Consider the following 14,808-nt stretch of genomic DNA (forward strand, 5'->3'; position numbering starts at 1 on the left):
CCGTCCGCGGCCGACGCCGAGCCGGTCAGACCTGCTCCGGGACCTCGATCTCGCGCTTGAGGATCTTGCCCGTCGGCCCCTTCGGGAGCGCGTCGACGATCCACACGTGGCGCGGGTACTTGTACGCGGCGACCTGGCCCTTGACGTACTCCTGCAGCTCGTCGGGCGTCACCGACTGGCCGTCCTTCAGCCCGACGGCGGCGGCGATCTCCTCGCCGAGCTCCTCGTGCGGGACGCCGATCACGGCGGCCTCGGCGACGGCGGGATGCTCGTAGAGGACCTCCTCGATCTCGCGCGGGTAGACGTTGTAGCCGCCGCGGATGATGAGGTCCTTCTTGCGGTCGACGATGAAGTAGAAGTCGTCCTCGTCGACCTTCGCCATGTCGCCCGTGGAGAACCAGCCGTCCTCGGAGATCGCCTTCGCCGTGGCCTCCGGGTTCTTCCAGTAGCCCTTCATGACGTTCGGGCCCCTGACCTGGAGCTCGCCGACCTCGCCGACGCCGACGACCTCGCCGTCGTCGTTCACGAGCCGCAGCTGCACGTCGTCGACCGCGACGCCGATCGAGCCCGGCTTCAGCGGCAGGTCGACCCGGCTGAACGACGCGACCGGCGAGGTCTCCGACAGGCCATAGCCCTCGAGGATCGGCGAGCCGAAGGCCTCCTTGATGCCCTTGAGGACCTCGACCGGGAGCGCCGAGCCGCCGGACACGAACAGCCGCAGCGAGCTCGTGTCGAACTCGTCGCGCTCGGGGTGGTGCAGGATCGCGCCGTGCATCGTCGGCACGCCCATGAAGATCGTGACCCCGTCGCGCTGGACGACCTCGAGCGCCTGCGTCGGGTCGAACCGGGGCAGCAGCGTGACCTCGGAGCCGGTGGCGACCGACACGTTCAGCGTGCAGGTCTGGCCGAAGACGTGGAAGAACGGCAGGCCGCCGAAGAAGACGTCCTCCTCCGTCGGGTTGAACAGCCCGAGCGACGCCTGCACGTTGGAGCCGATGCTGTGGTGCGTGAGCTCGGCGCCCTTCGGCCGGCCGGTGGTGCCCGACGTGTAGAGGACGACCGCGGTGTCGTCGCCGTCCTTGTGCGCGACTTCCTCGATCGGCGTCGCCTCGCCCACGCGCTTCCCGATGTCCTCCGGCTCGATCAGGAGCACCTGCGCGTCGATCTCGGCCTGCTCGGCACCGCCCTGCGCGGACTCGGCGAACCCGTGCCAGGCCAGGAGCAGCTTCGCGCCGGAGTCGTCGAGGTAGTACGCGACCTCGCGCTTGGAGAGCAGCGGGTTCATGGGCACGACGACCGCGCCCAGGCGCAGCGCCCCGTAGTACGCGAGCGGGAAGTGCGGCGTGTTGGGCAGCATGATCCCGACGCGGTCGCCGGGCTCGACCCCCAGGTCCTTCAGCAGGCCCGCGACGCGCTGGCTGCCGGCCTCGAGCGCCGCGTACGGCACCGCGGCGTCGTCCAGCCGGATCGCGACCCGCTCCGGGAACTTCGCCGCGGTGGTGGTCAGGAGCGTCGCGAGGTTCGCGTTCGAGGAGTCGGCCATGGAGCCATCCTGCCACCCGGGACGGGTCCGTGCACGCGGTTCGTACCGGGGGTCGCGAACCGCTTGGGTGCTGCATCGACGCGCGGGGAGGACCGATGTGCCGGGCGCACACGCGGGAGGACGCCGTCCACGCCGACGTGGCGCCTTGCCACTCGCACGCCGCCCCCGCCGACCACGACTATCCTCGGCCCCGGCCCGACCGCCCGGGCCCCGACCACCGGAGGTCCCCCGTGACGAGCACGCCCGATCCGACCAGCGCCACCGACGGCCGACCGCCGATCCGCACCGACCTGGAGCAGCTGCGCGGCGCGTTCGGCTTCGGGGTCGCCGGCAACTTCGCCGGGCACCTGGAGCAGGCCGGCGAGGCCTCGGACTTCGTCGGCGTCGTCGCCGAGCAGGGCGCCCCGAAGGGCATCTTCCCCTTCTACGTCCCGGGTGGCGACACGTTCCTCGGGGCCTTCCCGCTGTCGTCCGACCGCACGCCGCTGCCCGTCCAGGACGAGCCCGCGAACCTGCAGCTCGAGCCCGAGGTCGGCGTGCTCTTCCGCGCGGTCTACGGCAGCGACGGCGCCGTCGCCGCCCTCGAGCCGTTCGCCCTCGGCGCGTTCAACGACTGCTCGATCCGCCGCCCCGGCGCGACGAAGATCAGCCAGAAGAAGAACTGGGGCGCGGGCTCCAAGGGCGTGGCGGCCGAGCTCTTCGCCGTCGAGGACCTCGACCCCGAGGGCGCCACCCGCGAGTTCCGCCTGGCGAGCTTCCTGCGCCGCGACGGCGAGACGCACCCCTACGGCCAGGACAGCCCGCTGCCGGCGTACTCGTACTACGGCGCGCAGCTCGTCGACTGGATGGTCGAGCGCCTCGCGCACCAGGAGGGCGGCGACGGGACGCCGCTGGAGGACGTCGGGGCCCTGCTCCGCGCCGGACGCCCCGAGCTGCTCCTCGTCGGCATCGGCGCCACCCGCTACACCGAGTACGGCGAGACGACGTTCCTCCGCGAGGGCGACGTCTCCACCGTCGTGGTCTACGACGGCGCGGCCAGCACCCCGGAGCAGGTCCTCGCCGCGGTCGCCGCCGACGACACGTCGACCCTCGCCGGCGCGTCGGTGCTGCGCCAGGAGGTCGTCGCGGGCTGACCGCCCGGCCCGGCGACCGGCTCCACGCCGGTCACCGGTCCGCCCGTCGCGCTCAGCGCGTGACGGTGACCCGTGCGGTGCGGGTCGTCTTCTCGGAGCCCGCCGTCACGACGACGCTCAGGCTCAGCGTCGTCGAGCGACCCTTCGCGATCTTCGTGCCCGACAGGCGCGCGGCCTTCGGGGCGTTCGCGGACAGCTTCACTGTCGCGGTCGACAGCGTGCGGCTTCCGGATTTCAGCGTCACCTTCGCCGTCGCGGCCTTCGTCGCGACCAGCGAGACGGGGACGCCCTTGCGGGCGGCGCGGTTCGTCAGCGTGCTCGGCGCGGCGATCCCGGCGGCGAGCTTCACGGCCGGGGCCGGGCCGGGGACGGTGGTCGTCGGTCCGGCGACGGTCGTCGTCGGGCCGGGGACCGTCACCGTGGTGGCGGGCGTCGTGACCGTCTGCGTCGGGCCGGCCGGCAGCGTGCTCGGCGCCTGGCCGAGCATGATGTCGTAGAGGTCCGTCTGGTCGATGAAGCCGTTGACGTTCGCGGCCTGCGGCCCCTTGGCGGCGACGCGGATCTGCGAGCCGGTGTGGCCCTGCGAGCTGCCGGGGTTGGCCGTCGAGTAGCCGATCGTCATCGGATCGCCGTCGACCGTCTGGACCGTCGCGGTCGCCTTGCCGCCGCTGGTGCCGCCGACGATCTGCGTCGAGTGCGAGTGGTCGCCCGTGACGATGATCAGCGTGTCGGGGTTCGTCTTCTGGAACTCCAGCGCGATCTGCACGGAGCGGTCGAGCTCCGCGAGGTCCCCGATCGCGCCGCAGACGTCCGAGGCGTGCTCCTGCTTGTCGACCATCGCCGACTCGACCTGCAGGAAGAAGCCCTTGTCGTTGTCCTGCTTCAGCAGGTCGATGGCCTTCTGCGTCATGTCGCCGAGGCGCGGCTGGGTGTCGCGGGTCTCGACCTCGCACTTCGTGGTCGCACCGCCCGCACCGGCGGCCGTCGCGACGAGCGGCTTGTAGTACGGCAGCATGTTCTCGCCGGTGGTCGACTTCGGGTCCGCCTGCGTGCCGCCGGAGAACAGGCCGAGCACCGGGCCGTCCTTCAGCGAGGTCACGGCGTCGAGCTGCGCCTTGGTGCCGATGTCGCGGTAGCCGTGCGTGGTCTTCGCGCGGTCGAGCACCGTGCCGCCGGCGTCGGTCGTCTGGACGAAGCGGTTGCGGCCGCCGCCCATCAGCACGTCGATCTTGTTGTCGACGAGCTGCTCGGCGACCGAGCCCTTGCCGGCGGCGGACTTCTTCGCGGGCAGGCAGGCCGCCATGTCCTCGGGGCCCTGGCAGGTCCGCGCGTTGACGTGCGAGCCCGCGGCCGCCGGCGTCGCGTCGGTCAACGCGGAGGTCGTGATGTTGCCGACGCGCTTGCCGTCCTTCTTGAACTTCTCGAGGACGGTCTCGTAGTCCTCGCCGGGCGTGGCGGCGGTCTCGGACGGGCCCTGCGAGAGGCGGCCGTCGACGGTCTTGCGGCCGGTCGACCAACCCGAGGCGGTCGGGGCGGAGTCGGAGACGTACGCGAACGGGTACTGCCCGTTGGCCTTCTTGCCGACCTTCAGCCCGTGCGTCGTCATGTCGCCGACGAACGGCAGCTCGTCGAGGCCCGCGAACGCGCCGTCCGCGCCCTTCTCGTAGTTGCGCGCGGCGGTGATGATCGCCTCGTCGGTGCCGTCGCCGATCAGCAGGATGACGTTCTTCGGCTTCGCCGGGTCGATCTGCTCGGCGAGCGTGGCGGAGTGGTCGCCGTCGCCGGAGGGTGAGACGGCCAGCGCGGTCGCGCCGCCGGCCAGGGCGACGGCCGCCGCGGCGGTCGCGACGAGCGCGCCGCGGGTCTTGGGGAGCTGCATGAGGGTCTTTCGTCGTGGTCGTGGTTCGGGGAGGTCGGTGGTCGACGACCGGTCGTCGACCGGGGCGCCGGCCGCGGGCCGGGGATGCCGGCCACGGGTACGGGCGCCGGCCGCCCGGCGCGGGGCCGCCGCGGCGCCCGGGTCCCCGGACCGGCGGGGCCGGGCAGGGGCAGTCGCGCCGTGCGGGGCCGTCGGCGGGCGGGTCGTCTTCGGAGGGGTGGGACGTGGTCCCGGCGGGAGCCGGGCGGCCGCGTCAGACCGCGAGCGGGTGCGGTGGTGCCCGTCCGGCCGAGCGACCGGCGCGGGCGGGGCCCGGGCGCGGGAGGTCGAAGGCACGACCGGGGCGGGAGGCGACGTCCGTTCGCGACGCGGGACGCCGCAGCGGCGTCCCGGGTCGGCAGGCGAGCGCGAGGATCCAGGAGATCCCGATCGCCGCCACGACCGCCGGGCCGAGCAGCGCGAGCACGGGCGGCGCGGCGTGGAGCAGGTGCGCCAGCCCGTCGTCGTGGCCGTGCGTCGCGCTCTCGCGGACGGCCGCCAGGAGCTCCGGCCCGACGCCGGCGACGACGAGGACCGCGAGGAGCGTCCGCGTCCGCGGTGCGCGCCCGGCCAGTCGCGCCAGCAGCAGGTACAGGGCGGCGACCAGGACGGCGGGCGCGAGGTGCAGGAGCTCGCCCGCCACACCGTCGGCGGCGAGCCGGGGGGCCGAGGCGTGCAGCGCCCCGGTCAGGAGGAGCCCTCCCGCCGCGGCGCCGAGGGCCGCCGGCCACCGGCGGCTGTGGTGCGGATCGGCCACGAGCGCCGAAGATCGCAGCTGCCGCCGGCGCCCGGGTGAACGTCCTGAGACGTTGGAAGGCGCCCGATCAGCGCCGGGGCGCCACGACCGAGGCCCCGGCGTCCCTCAGGTCACGTGGAACGTGTCCGGGTCCGGACCCTGGCGCTCGTCCTGGTTCAGCCCGGTGATCTGGGCCAGGTCCTCCGGCGTCAGCTCGAAGTCGAAGACGTCGAAGTTCTCCTCGACGCGGGAGGCGGTGACCGACTTGGGGAAGATGATGTTCCCCTCCTGCAGCTGCCAGCGCAGGATGGTCTGGGCGGGGGACTTGCCGACGCGCTCGGCGATGCCGGCGATCGTGTCGTCCTTCAGGAGGTCGCCGCCCTGGGCCAGCGGGCTCCAGGCCTCGGTGTGGATGTCCTTCTCGGCGTGGAACGCCTTCAGGTCGACCTGGGTCAGCAGCGGGTGCAGCTCGATCTGGTTGACGGCGGGGACGACGTCCGACTCCGCGAACAGGCGCTCCAGGTGGGGCCGCTGGAAGTTCGAGACGCCGATCGCGCGGGTCCGGCCGCTCTCGAGGAGCTCCTCGAGCGCCTTCCAGGTCTCGACGTAGTCGTCCTGGTCGGGCAGCGGCCAGTGGATGAGGTAGAGGTCGAGGACGTCGAGGCCGAGCTTCTCCATGCTCACGTCGAACGCCTTCAGCGTCTTGTCCCGGCCGTGGTTCGCGTTCCAGAGCTTCGTGGTGACGAACAGCTCGTCGCGCGGGACACCGGAGGCCTGCAGGGCCGCTCCGACCTGGGCCTCGTTCTGGTACGCGGCGGCGGTGTCGATGTGGCGGTACCCGGTGGCGATCGCGTGCTCGACGATGCCCTGGGTGTCCTCCTCGGGGATCTGCCACGTGCCGAACCCCAGCTGCGGGATCGCGACGCCGTTGTTCAGCGTGATGACGGGGACGTCGGTGACCTGCGGCATGCGTGGGGGTCCTTTCTCGGGCTTCGCCGCCGGCACTGCCCGACGACGCTGACCCCGAACGGATACCCGAACGTCCCGCGCGCACCCTGCGGACCGGGGTCCTGGCGTTCTCCCGCGCCGGCGTGCGGCGGGACGCGATCACGATCCCGCCGCCCCGGCAAGCCGATCCTCGTCCCCGTCCGGCGAGCTCCGGGTCGGCTCGCGAGCGCCTCCACTGAGCTCAGTGTCGCCCCCACACCGGCGGGTCGGTCTCGCCGGTGAACGCGCGCAGACGCACATCGGCCTCGGCGGACCGGGCCGGTGCGGACGGGTCCTCCGCCGCGAACAGCCACGCGGCCGATGCGAGCTCGCGCACCCGGAGGCAGACGGCCCAGGACTCGTCCTCCGGTCGGCCGTACCCGCCACGGACGGCGTCCCACCACGCGGGGTCCGCGCCGTAGCGGCGGGGGTGCAGGGCCGCCGGGGCGAGGTCCCACGCCCGCGGCCCGCGACCGATGAGGTCGAAGTCGGCGAGCACGGTCCGCCCGGTGCCGGTCTCCGTGAGGACGTTGCCGGGGTGGGCGTCGCCGTGGACGACGCCGACGGGGGTCGTCGCCGACAGCTCCTCGAGCCGGCGCTCCAGCCCGCGTCGGACGTCGTCGAGCATCGCGATCTCGCCGGCCGAGAAGTGCGGGTTCGCGTGCAGGCCGCCGATGCGCGCGGCGATCAGCTCGAGCGCGCCCCATCCGGGGAGCGGCGCGTCGTAGTCGGCGGTGACGTCGTGGAACGCGCCGATGAGCGCCCCGAAGCCCGCGCCGTCCGTGACCGTCGGGGGATCGTGGGGCACCCAGACCCACGCGGTCGCCCAGTGCCCGCCGACATCGACGGGCTGCTCGACGTCCAGCGGGCGCACGGCGTCGAACCCGCGGCCGTCGAGGAACCGGGCGAGCGCGAGCTCCCGCTCGACGGCCTCCCGCTCGCGTCCCGCGGGCGCGACCCGGACGACGGCGTCGCCGACCCGGTGGCTGGCGTTCGTCCCGAGGCGCAGCAGCTCCGGGACGCCGGAGAGGCCCCAGCGCCCGGCCGCAGCCGCGACCAGCGGCGCGGCGGCCTCCGCGGTCCACGGTCTGCGTCGCGCGTCCATCGGTCGATCATGGCGGACCGGTGCCGCCACCCCGCGATACACCGTCCACCCGGACGGCACCCCCGGGTCGGACCGGGGTCATCCCCCGGTCGGCGACCGGGGCCGGGGCGTATATGGTCCGGCCGGCGTGGCTCCCGTCCCCGACGCCTCCGGCGCCGGGCCCGCCCCCGACCGTGCCGCGCACCGCCATGGAACCCGTCATCTCCCTGAACAACGTCACGAAGCGGTTCGGCCAGAACGTCGCCGTCGACGACGTCACGATCGACGTGCCGAGCGGCCAGTGCTTCGCGTGGCTCGGGCCCAACGGCTGCGGCAAGACCACGCTGATCCGCATGATGCTCGGGCTCGCCCGCATCTCGTCCGGGTCGATCAAGGTCCGCGGCCGCTCGGTCCCGGGCCAGACGCAGGAGGCGCTCGCCCGGGTCGGGGCGATCGTCGAGGAGCCGCGCTTCTACCCGTACCTCTCGGGGCGGAAGAACCTCGAGATCTGGGCCGCGCACCAGGGCGCGGACGCCTACGCGCAGATCGCTCCGTCGCTCGACCGGGTCGGGCTCACCAGCCGCGCGACCGACAAGGTCGGCGGCTACTCGCTCGGCATGCGCCAGCGCCTCGGCGTCGCGCGCGCACTGCTGAACGACCCCGAGCTGCTCGTCCTCGACGAGCCGACCAACGGCCTGGACCCGGCGGGCCTGCAGGAGTTCCGCAACATGATCAAGGAGCTCGTGCGCGAGGGCCGCAGCGTCTTCATCTCGTCGCACATCCTCAGCGAGGTCGAGCTCATGGCCGACCACCTGGCGATCATCGAGAAGGGCAAGATGCTCACGCACGGGTCGCTCGACGACCTCAAGCGCGGGGGCACCCACGCGATCGCGGTCCGCACGACCGATCCCGACGCCGCCGAGCGCCTGCTGGGCGCGCTGCCGTTCTCGCTCGGCGTGTCGCGGCCCGCGCCGGACACCGTGAACGTGAAGGTCCAGGAGATCCAGGACGACATGCTGCTCCACACCGGCCGCGAGCTGTTCCAGAACGGCATCGGCGTGATCGAGCTGCGCAAGGAGGGCGAGACCCTCGAGCGGCGCTTCCTCGAGCTGACCGGCGGACTCGCCGGCGAGCTCGGCGGCCGGATGGGCGACGTGACGCCCGGCGGGGCGAGTACCCCCGGCCCCGCGGCGAGGGAGCAGCGATGATGGTCCCCCTCCTGCGCGCCGAGCTCCGGCGCATCGTCGGCCGCCGCGGCTCCTTCTGGGGCGCCATCGCGTTCTCGCTGCTGATCACGATCATCGCCGTCCTCGCAGCGACCCCGGACCAGGACGACACCGCGGTCGAGATCGCGTCCGCGGCGGGCCGGTACTCGGGCATCCTCGGCATCGTCGTGATGGGCGCCCTCGCAGGCAGCTACGACACGGCCAACGGCACCATGCGGTACCTCGTCCTCACGGGCGTCCCCCGGTGGAAGCTCGCGATCGTCCGCCTGCTCGGCATGATGCTCGCGGTCCTGCCGATGGCGGTGATGATCCTCGTGATCGCCGTCGCCTGGGGGTCCTCCGAGGGCGGGATGACCGGCAAGGACGTGCTCGAGAGCGTCTGGGCGGTGCTCTGCACGCTCTGGGTCTGGGGCCTGGTCGCGGCGTCCGTCGGCATGCTGATGCGGTCCAACGGTCCCGCGATCGCCGTCGGCATCGTCCTCTTCTTCGGTGGCGCGCTGATCACCGGGCTCGTCTCCGAGTACATCTCGAAGTCGCTGGCCAACTATCTGCTGCCTGCGGTCTTCGAGCAGGTCGCCGCACTGGACACCCCGGACGACAACAGCGACATCAAGCTCGCGCTCGGTGGTGCCTTCGCCGTCCTGGCGATCTGGGTCGCCGCGCTCACCGCGCTCGCGATCGCCCGCACGAACCGCGACGAGTACTGAGGCCCGCTCCGCCGTCCCGAGGGCACCCTCGGGACGGCGGAGCCCCGGACCTCGGCGCGTCGCGACGACCACGCGAACGCCACCCGCACGCGGATCCGGGGACCGGATCCCTGGGGTCGCGGGACCACATCCCCAGGGTCCAGGACCAGGGAGTCCCCCGATGCCGAGCCGGCGCCGGCGCCGCAGGATCGGGGCATGACCGAGACCACCGATCGTCGCTCACCCCGCAAGCTCCCTCGCGCACCGGCCCCCGTCCTCGCCGTCCTCCTGCTGCTCTCGCTCGGAGGCGGCGACGCCGGGGCGGCCACCCCCGACACGTTCGACGGGCGCACCGTCGACGGCGGTCGGCTCGGCCTGTCGGTGAACGGGGGGACGTACGCCGGGTCCTTCCAGGCACGCTTCTCCGACGCCGACTCGAACCTCTTCTACGACGAGGAGGGTGCCGCCTTCGGCCTCCAGACCGACGGCGACGCCTACGCGGCGCGGCGCTCCGGGGCGGGGGGCAGCGCCCGCCCGGTGCAACAGGTCGACGCGCCCGTGCTCACCGGGACCGGCACCGCGGCCGACCCGTGGCGCATCACGAGCTCCTGGCGCCCCGCCGCCGCGGCCGGAGGACCGGACCTCCTCGTCGAGCAGACCGCCCGCCACGTCGCCGGCCGCAGCTCCGTCGCGTTCACCTGGAGGGTCACGAACCGGGACGCGGCGCCGGTGCCGTTCCGGGCCGCGCTGGGGGCAGACCTCTACGTGCAGGGCAGCGACGTCGGCACCGGCGTCCTGCACGACGGGCCGCCGCGCGAGATCGGCGGGCACGCCGAGGACGGCACCGAGGCCGTGATCGTCGAGAACACCCCGTGGGCCCACGCGTTCACGGGCGCCTACCAGGCGGCCGTGCGTCCGCTGGTGAACGGCACCGCGCTGCTCGCTGACGCCGTCGACCCCGCCGCGGTCGACAACGGCGTCGGGGTCCAGTGGGCGGACCACGACGTCAGCGCACCGCTCGCTCCCGGCGCATCGGCGACCTACGCCGCGACCTGGCGGTTCGCCCCGCCCGGCGTAGCCCCCGACGCGCCGATGGTCACGGGCGGCCCCGCCGAGGGCGCGACGTCCGGCACCACCACCGCCTTCGACCTCTCCTCCCCCGTGCTCGGCACCGGCGGGCGCCTGGAGTGCAGCCTCGACGGCGGCCCGTGGACGCCCTGCCCCGCACGCCACGAGCTGTCGGGCCTCGGCGAGGGCGACCACGAGCTCCGGGTCCGCGCCTTCGACGAGGAGGAGCGCGTCGGGGACGTCACGACCCGCCGGTGGCGCGTGGTCGCCGACCGATCGGTGCCGGTGCAGCAGGCCCACGACGCCGGGCCGGCCGTGGTGCCCCCGGCGCCCCGCGATCCCGTCTCGATCGCGGTGCCGCCCGTCGTGCGCACGCCCTGCGCGAGCCGCCGGACGCTCGTCTCGCGCATTCCGGCGCGCGCGGGCCGGATCACGCGGGCCGAGGTCGTCCTGGGCGGCGGCGAGGCTCGGCGCCTCCGCGTCGACGGCACCCGGGTGCGGATCGACCTCCGCGGCCTGGCCTCTCGACGCTACACCGTGAAGATCCGGCTGCGGACCCGTGAGGGCAGGACGCGGACGATCACCCGGAGCTTCCGCACGTGCGTGCGGCCGGGCGGCGGCACGTCGGCCCGCTGAGCACCGGGCCCGCCGGGTGTTCAGCGCCCGGCGGTCGCCTGCAGGTAGAGCAGGGCCGCCCGCACGCGCCGGTTGATCGACGGGTCCTCGCCGAGCCCGAGCTTCACGAGGATCCGGCCGACGTGCGAGTCGACGGTCTTCCCCGCGATGCAGAGCCGCTCGGCGATCGCCGCGTTCGACGCCCCCTCGGCGATCAGGGCGAGGACCTCGCGCTCGCGGCCCGAGAGGCCGGCGAGCGGGTCGGGGCCCCCGGCGCCACCGGCCGCGGTCCGTCCGACGTTCCCTGGATCGACCACGGTGCCTCCCATCGCCACGCATTCCACCGCTGCCACCAGCTCGGCCGCCGACGTCATCCGCTCCTTGCGGACGATCCCGACCCCGTCGCCGACGCCCTCGACCGGCGCGCCGGCGTCCTGCTCGCCCTGCAGATAGAGCACCGCGACGCCCGGCATCCGGCGCCGGACCCACGAGGTGACCCGCAGGACGTCGCCGTTGCGGACGGCCGGCATCCGCGGATCGACGAGCAGGACGTCGGGGCGGAGCCGGACGACGGCCTCGGCGAGCCCGCCGGCCTCGCCGACGAGGCCGACGACGTCGACGCCGGCGTCCCCGAGCAGCCGGGCGACGCCCGCCCGCCACAGCGTGGCGTCGTCCGCCAGGAGCACCCGCAGGCGCGCTCCGGTGCGGCGGGCCGGGGCCTCACCTCGTGGACGGAGGTCGCGAGCCGCACCGCGCGGCCGTGGTCGTAGGCGGCGGGCATCGGGCTCGGACCGGAGGCGCTCGACGGTCGACATCCCGCGCACCGTAGCCGCGCGCGGGACGGATCGAGTCGGGGTGTCCACCCCCGTCTTTTGACGACGCGGTGCTGCCGGCCGGCCCGGAGCCGGTCGCGATGCCCCCGACGGCGGGATCCGCGGCGCTCGCACGGTCGTGCTCCGCCCCGCCTCGACCCCGTGATCACCCTGCCTGGCGCGCACTGAGCGACCCTGCGCTACCGTCGTTCGATGATCTCAGTGTGTTCCGCTCAGATCATGTGGACACGCGCATCACCCCGTGCTACGGTTCACGAACCCAATCGTTGACCACGTCAACTACTCGAGGACCTCCCGTCTCATGACCACCCTGCCTCTCATCCCGCTGGACGACGTCGTCGTCTTCCCGACGATGGACGTGACCCTCCCGGTCGACCCGGGCGACGAGGAGCGCGTGCTGCTCGTCCCCCGCATCGAGGGCGAGTTCGCGGCCGTCGGCACCGTCGCCCGCGTCAAGCGCAAGGTCCGCCTCCCCGGCGGCGGCACCGGTGCCATGTTCGAGGGCATCGCCCGCGGCGTCGCCGGCGCGGCCCAGACCGGCCCGACGGGCGACCTCCGCGTCACCGTCGAGGAGCACCCCGACGACGTGCCGGTCGACGGCCGCACCCGCGAGCTCACCCGCACGCTGCGCGCCACGATCGACGAGATCCTGAGCGCCCGCGGCGACGACGGGTCGGTCCAGGCCGTCCTGCGCGCCATCAAGGAGCCGGGTGCCCTGGCGGACTCCGTCGGCTACGACCCCGAGCTCTCCGTCGAGCAGAAGGTCGAGATCCTCGCGACCCTCGACGTGACCGACCGCCTCGAGAAGACGATCGAGCTCCTGCAGGAGCGCCTGAGCGACCTGCAGCTGCGCCAGAAGATCCGCGAGGGCGTGGAGTCCGGCGCGCAGAAGCAGCAGCGCGAGTACCTGCTGCGCAAGCAGATGGACTCGATCCGGCACGAGCTCGGCGACGACGACGCGTCGGTCGTCGAGGAGTACCGCGAGAAGATCGAGGCCGCCGGCATGCCCGAGGCCGTGAAGGAGCAGGCCGACAAGGAGCTCGGCCGCTTCGAGCGCATGGGCGGCGAGGGCTCGGGCGAGGCCCAGATGATCCGCAACTACCTCGACTGGCTGCTGGCCGTGCCGTGGTCCGAGCGCTCCGAGGAGAACCTCGACCCGGTCCACGCCCGCGAGACGCTGGACGGCGACCACTACGGGCTCGAGGACGTCAAGGACCGGATCGTCGAGTTCCTCGCCGTCAAGAAGCTGCGGGCCGACCGCGGCCTGGACGACGAGTCGGCGAGCGACCGCCGCCGCGGCGGCGGGTCGATCCTCACCCTCGTCGGGCCTCCCGGCACCGGCAAGACCTCGATCGGCGAGTCCGTCGCGAAGGCGACCGGCCGCGAGTTCGTGCGCATCGCCCTGGGCGGCGTGCGCGACGAGGCCGAGATCCGCGGCCACCGCCGCACGTACATCGGCGCGCTGCCGGGCCGGCTGGTCCGCGCCCTGCGCGACGCGAAGACGATGAACCCGGTGATCCTGCTCGACGAGGTCGACAAGGTCGGCGCGGACCACCGCGGCGATCCGTCGGCGGCGCTGCTCGAGGTCCTGGACCCCGCGCAGAACCACAGCTTCCGGGACCACTACCTCGACGTCGAGATCGACCTCTCGCAGGTGCTGTTCCTGGCGACGGCGAACTCGCTGGACACGATCCCCGGCCCGCTGCTGGACCGCATGGAGATCATCCCGTTCGACGGCTACACCGTGGCCGAGAAGCGGGCGATCGCCCGGGACCACCTCGTGCCGCGCCAGCGCAAGGCCAACGGCCTGAACGACGACGAGGTCGTCGTGCCGGAGGAGCTGCTCGCGACGATCGTCGACGAGTACACCCGCGAGGCCGGCGTCCGCCAGCTCGAGCGCACGGTCGGCAAGCTGCTGCGCAAGACGGCCACGTCGATCGCGTCGGGCAAGGACGAGGCGCCGGTGACGGTCGACCTCGACCGGGTCCGCGACGCGCTGGGCCGGCAGAAGGTGTTCCACGAGTCCGCGGCCCGCACGGCGGTCCCGGGCGTGGCGACGGGCCTGGCGGTCACGGGCGCCGGCGGCGACGTGCTCTTCATCGAGGCCACGCGCGTCCCGGTCCCTGGCTCGAAGGGCTCGCTCGTCCTGACCGGACAGCTGGGTGACGTGATGAAGGAGTCCGCGCGGATCGCCCTCTCCTGGACCCGCGCGAACGCCGAGAAGCTCGGCATCGACCCGGCGAAGTTCGAGGACGCGGAGTTCCACGTCCACGTGCCGGCGGGTGCGATCCCGAAGGACGGGCCGTCGGCCGGCATCACGATGGTGACGGCGTTGGTCTCGCTCCTGACGGGCCGTCCGGTCAAGCACACGGTCGGCATGACCGGTGAGGTCACGCTGCAGGGCCGGGTGCTCCCGATCGGCGGGCTGAAGCAGAAGTCCCTCGCCGCGCACGCGGCCGGGCTGACGGACATCGTCATCTCGGAGCGCAACCGCGGCGACCTGGACGACGTGCCGGACGAGGTGAAGGCGGCCGTGACGTTCCACCCCTCGATGAGCCTCGACGAGGTGCTCGAGGTGGCGCTGGAGACGCGGGTCGCCGAGGTGGCGCAGACCGCGTAGGGATGGGGTGCGGGCCCCGCCCCGAGCGTCTCGGGCCGGGGTCGGCCCGGACGTCGACGGGGCTCGGGGCACCCGCAGGGGGTGCGGGCCCCGCCCCGAGCGTCTCGGGCCGGGGTCGGCCCGGACGTCGACGGGGCTCGGGGCACCCGCAGGGGGTGCGGGCCCCGCCCCGAGCGTCTCGGGACACCCGCACGACGGCGGCGCACGCGAGGCAGCCGGCCCGGGAACCCCGGGCCGGCGGACCCCCTCGCTCGCCACCGACCACCCGTCCGCGATGTCGGGCGATGCGGAGGCGCGGGAGGCGCCTCCGCATCGCCCGGCCACCGGCCGGACGGGATCCATCGGGGGATGGCCGGAGG

At 73.8% G+C, this 14,808-nt stretch carries 11 protein-coding genes; 5 read left to right on the forward strand and 6 right to left on the reverse strand.

Translation table 11 applies throughout. The features are described 5' to 3' along the window. Nucleotides 1–25: 25 nt before the first annotated feature. Nucleotides 26–1,543: a long-chain-fatty-acid--CoA ligase gene (locus PATMI_RS0102040; RefSeq protein ID WP_026909662.1), complete on the reverse strand. Its 1,518-nt coding sequence runs from the start codon at nucleotides 1,541–1,543 to the stop codon at nucleotides 26–28. Nucleotides 1,544–1,773: 230 nt separating this feature from the next. On the opposite strand from PATMI_RS0102040, the gene PATMI_RS26645 reads away from it, so the two are divergent. Next, nucleotides 1,774–2,676 carry a DUF5718 family protein gene (locus PATMI_RS26645; RefSeq protein WP_245604051.1) on the forward strand — a complete coding sequence of 301 codons (903 nt, stop codon included), beginning with the start codon at nucleotides 1,774–1,776 and terminating at the stop codon, nucleotides 2,674–2,676. Between the two features lie 52 nt (nucleotides 2,677–2,728). On the opposite strand, the gene PATMI_RS26650 is transcribed toward PATMI_RS26645, so the two are convergent. The 4 genes from PATMI_RS26650 to PATMI_RS33660 all read right to left on the reverse strand — a co-directional run bounded on the left by PATMI_RS26650 (nucleotide 2,729) and on the right by PATMI_RS33660 (nucleotide 7,422). Continuing rightward, complete coding sequence (locus tag PATMI_RS26650; RefSeq protein ID WP_051470941.1) at nucleotides 2,729–4,555, reverse strand: alkaline phosphatase; 1,827 nt, start codon at nucleotides 4,553–4,555, stop codon at nucleotides 2,729–2,731. 253 nt (nucleotides 4,556–4,808) lie between these two features. Continuing rightward, nucleotides 4,809–5,351, reverse strand: a complete 543-nt coding sequence (locus tag PATMI_RS0102055) for a hypothetical protein (protein WP_026909663.1) — start codon at nucleotides 5,349–5,351, stop codon at nucleotides 4,809–4,811. A gap of 105 nt (nucleotides 5,352–5,456) precedes the next feature. After that, nucleotides 5,457–6,299: an aldo/keto reductase gene (locus PATMI_RS0102060; protein WP_026909664.1), complete on the reverse strand. Its 843-nt coding sequence runs from the start codon at nucleotides 6,297–6,299 to the stop codon at nucleotides 5,457–5,459. 220 nt (nucleotides 6,300–6,519) lie between these two features. Continuing rightward, a complete protein-coding gene (locus tag PATMI_RS33660; RefSeq protein ID WP_051470942.1) occupies nucleotides 6,520–7,422 on the reverse strand; it encodes a phosphotransferase enzyme family protein in 903 nt (300 codons plus the stop codon). Nucleotides 7,423–7,610: 188 nt separating this feature from the next. Here PATMI_RS33660 and PATMI_RS26660 point away from each other — a divergent pair, with 188 nt between their 5' ends. The 3 genes from PATMI_RS26660 (at nucleotide 7,611) to PATMI_RS0102080 (ending at nucleotide 11,017) form a co-directional block, all read left to right on the forward strand. Continuing rightward, nucleotides 7,611–8,609, forward strand: a complete 999-nt coding sequence (locus PATMI_RS26660; RefSeq protein WP_051470943.1) for an ABC transporter ATP-binding protein — start codon at nucleotides 7,611–7,613, stop codon at nucleotides 8,607–8,609. After that, nucleotides 8,606–9,334, forward strand: coding sequence for an ABC transporter permease subunit (locus PATMI_RS0102075; protein WP_026909665.1), 729 nt, complete (start codon nucleotides 8,606–8,608; stop codon nucleotides 9,332–9,334). Before PATMI_RS26660 ends, PATMI_RS0102075 begins: the two co-directional genes overlap by 4 nt. Before the next feature lie 195 nt (nucleotides 9,335–9,529). After that, nucleotides 9,530–11,017, forward strand: coding sequence for a hypothetical protein (locus tag PATMI_RS0102080; protein ID WP_026909666.1), 1,488 nt, complete (start codon nucleotides 9,530–9,532; stop codon nucleotides 11,015–11,017). 20 nt (nucleotides 11,018–11,037) lie between these two features. On the opposite strand, the gene PATMI_RS0102085 is transcribed toward PATMI_RS0102080, so the two are convergent. Beyond that, entirely contained in the window at nucleotides 11,038–11,811 is a 774-nt protein-coding gene (locus PATMI_RS0102085; protein WP_084269498.1) for a LuxR C-terminal-related transcriptional regulator, read from the reverse strand. A 319-nt stretch (nucleotides 11,812–12,130) separates the two neighbouring features. Between PATMI_RS0102085 and lon the strand changes: the two genes are divergently transcribed. Beyond that, nucleotides 12,131–14,449, forward strand: a complete 2,319-nt coding sequence (gene lon / locus PATMI_RS0102090) for an endopeptidase La (protein WP_026909668.1) — start codon at nucleotides 12,131–12,133, stop codon at nucleotides 14,447–14,449. The last annotated feature ends 359 nt before the right edge of the window (nucleotides 14,450–14,808 follow it).

Source organism: Patulibacter minatonensis DSM 18081, from assembly GCF_000519325.1.
Taxonomy (GTDB): Bacteria; Actinomycetota; Thermoleophilia; order Solirubrobacterales; family Solirubrobacteraceae; genus Patulibacter; species Patulibacter minatonensis.

Coding starts and splice junctions, on each gene's coding strand:
- PATMI_RS26660 (WP_051470943.1), top strand. CDS start 7,611: ATGGAACCCGTCATCTCCCTGAACAACGTCACGAAGCGGTTCGGCCAG.
- PATMI_RS0102075 (WP_026909665.1), top strand. CDS start 8,606: ATGATGGTCCCCCTCCTGCGCGCCGAGCTCCGGCGCATCGTCGGCCGC.
- PATMI_RS0102060 (WP_026909664.1), bottom strand. CDS start 6,299: ATGCCGCAGGTCACCGACGTCCCCGTCATCACGCTGAACAACGGCGTC.
- PATMI_RS0102085 (WP_084269498.1), bottom strand. CDS start 11,811: ATGTCGACCGTCGAGCGCCTCCGGTCCGAGCCCGATGCCCGCCGCCTA.
- PATMI_RS26650 (WP_051470941.1), bottom strand. CDS start 4,555: ATGCAGCTCCCCAAGACCCGCGGCGCGCTCGTCGCGACCGCCGCGGCG.
- PATMI_RS0102040 (WP_026909662.1), bottom strand. CDS start 1,543: ATGGCCGACTCCTCGAACGCGAACCTCGCGACGCTCCTGACCACCACC.
- PATMI_RS0102080 (WP_026909666.1), top strand. CDS start 9,530: ATGACCGAGACCACCGATCGTCGCTCACCCCGCAAGCTCCCTCGCGCA.
- lon (WP_026909668.1), top strand. CDS start 12,131: ATGACCACCCTGCCTCTCATCCCGCTGGACGACGTCGTCGTCTTCCCG.
- PATMI_RS33660 (WP_051470942.1), bottom strand. CDS start 7,422: ATGGACGCGCGACGCAGACCGTGGACCGCGGAGGCCGCCGCGCCGCTG.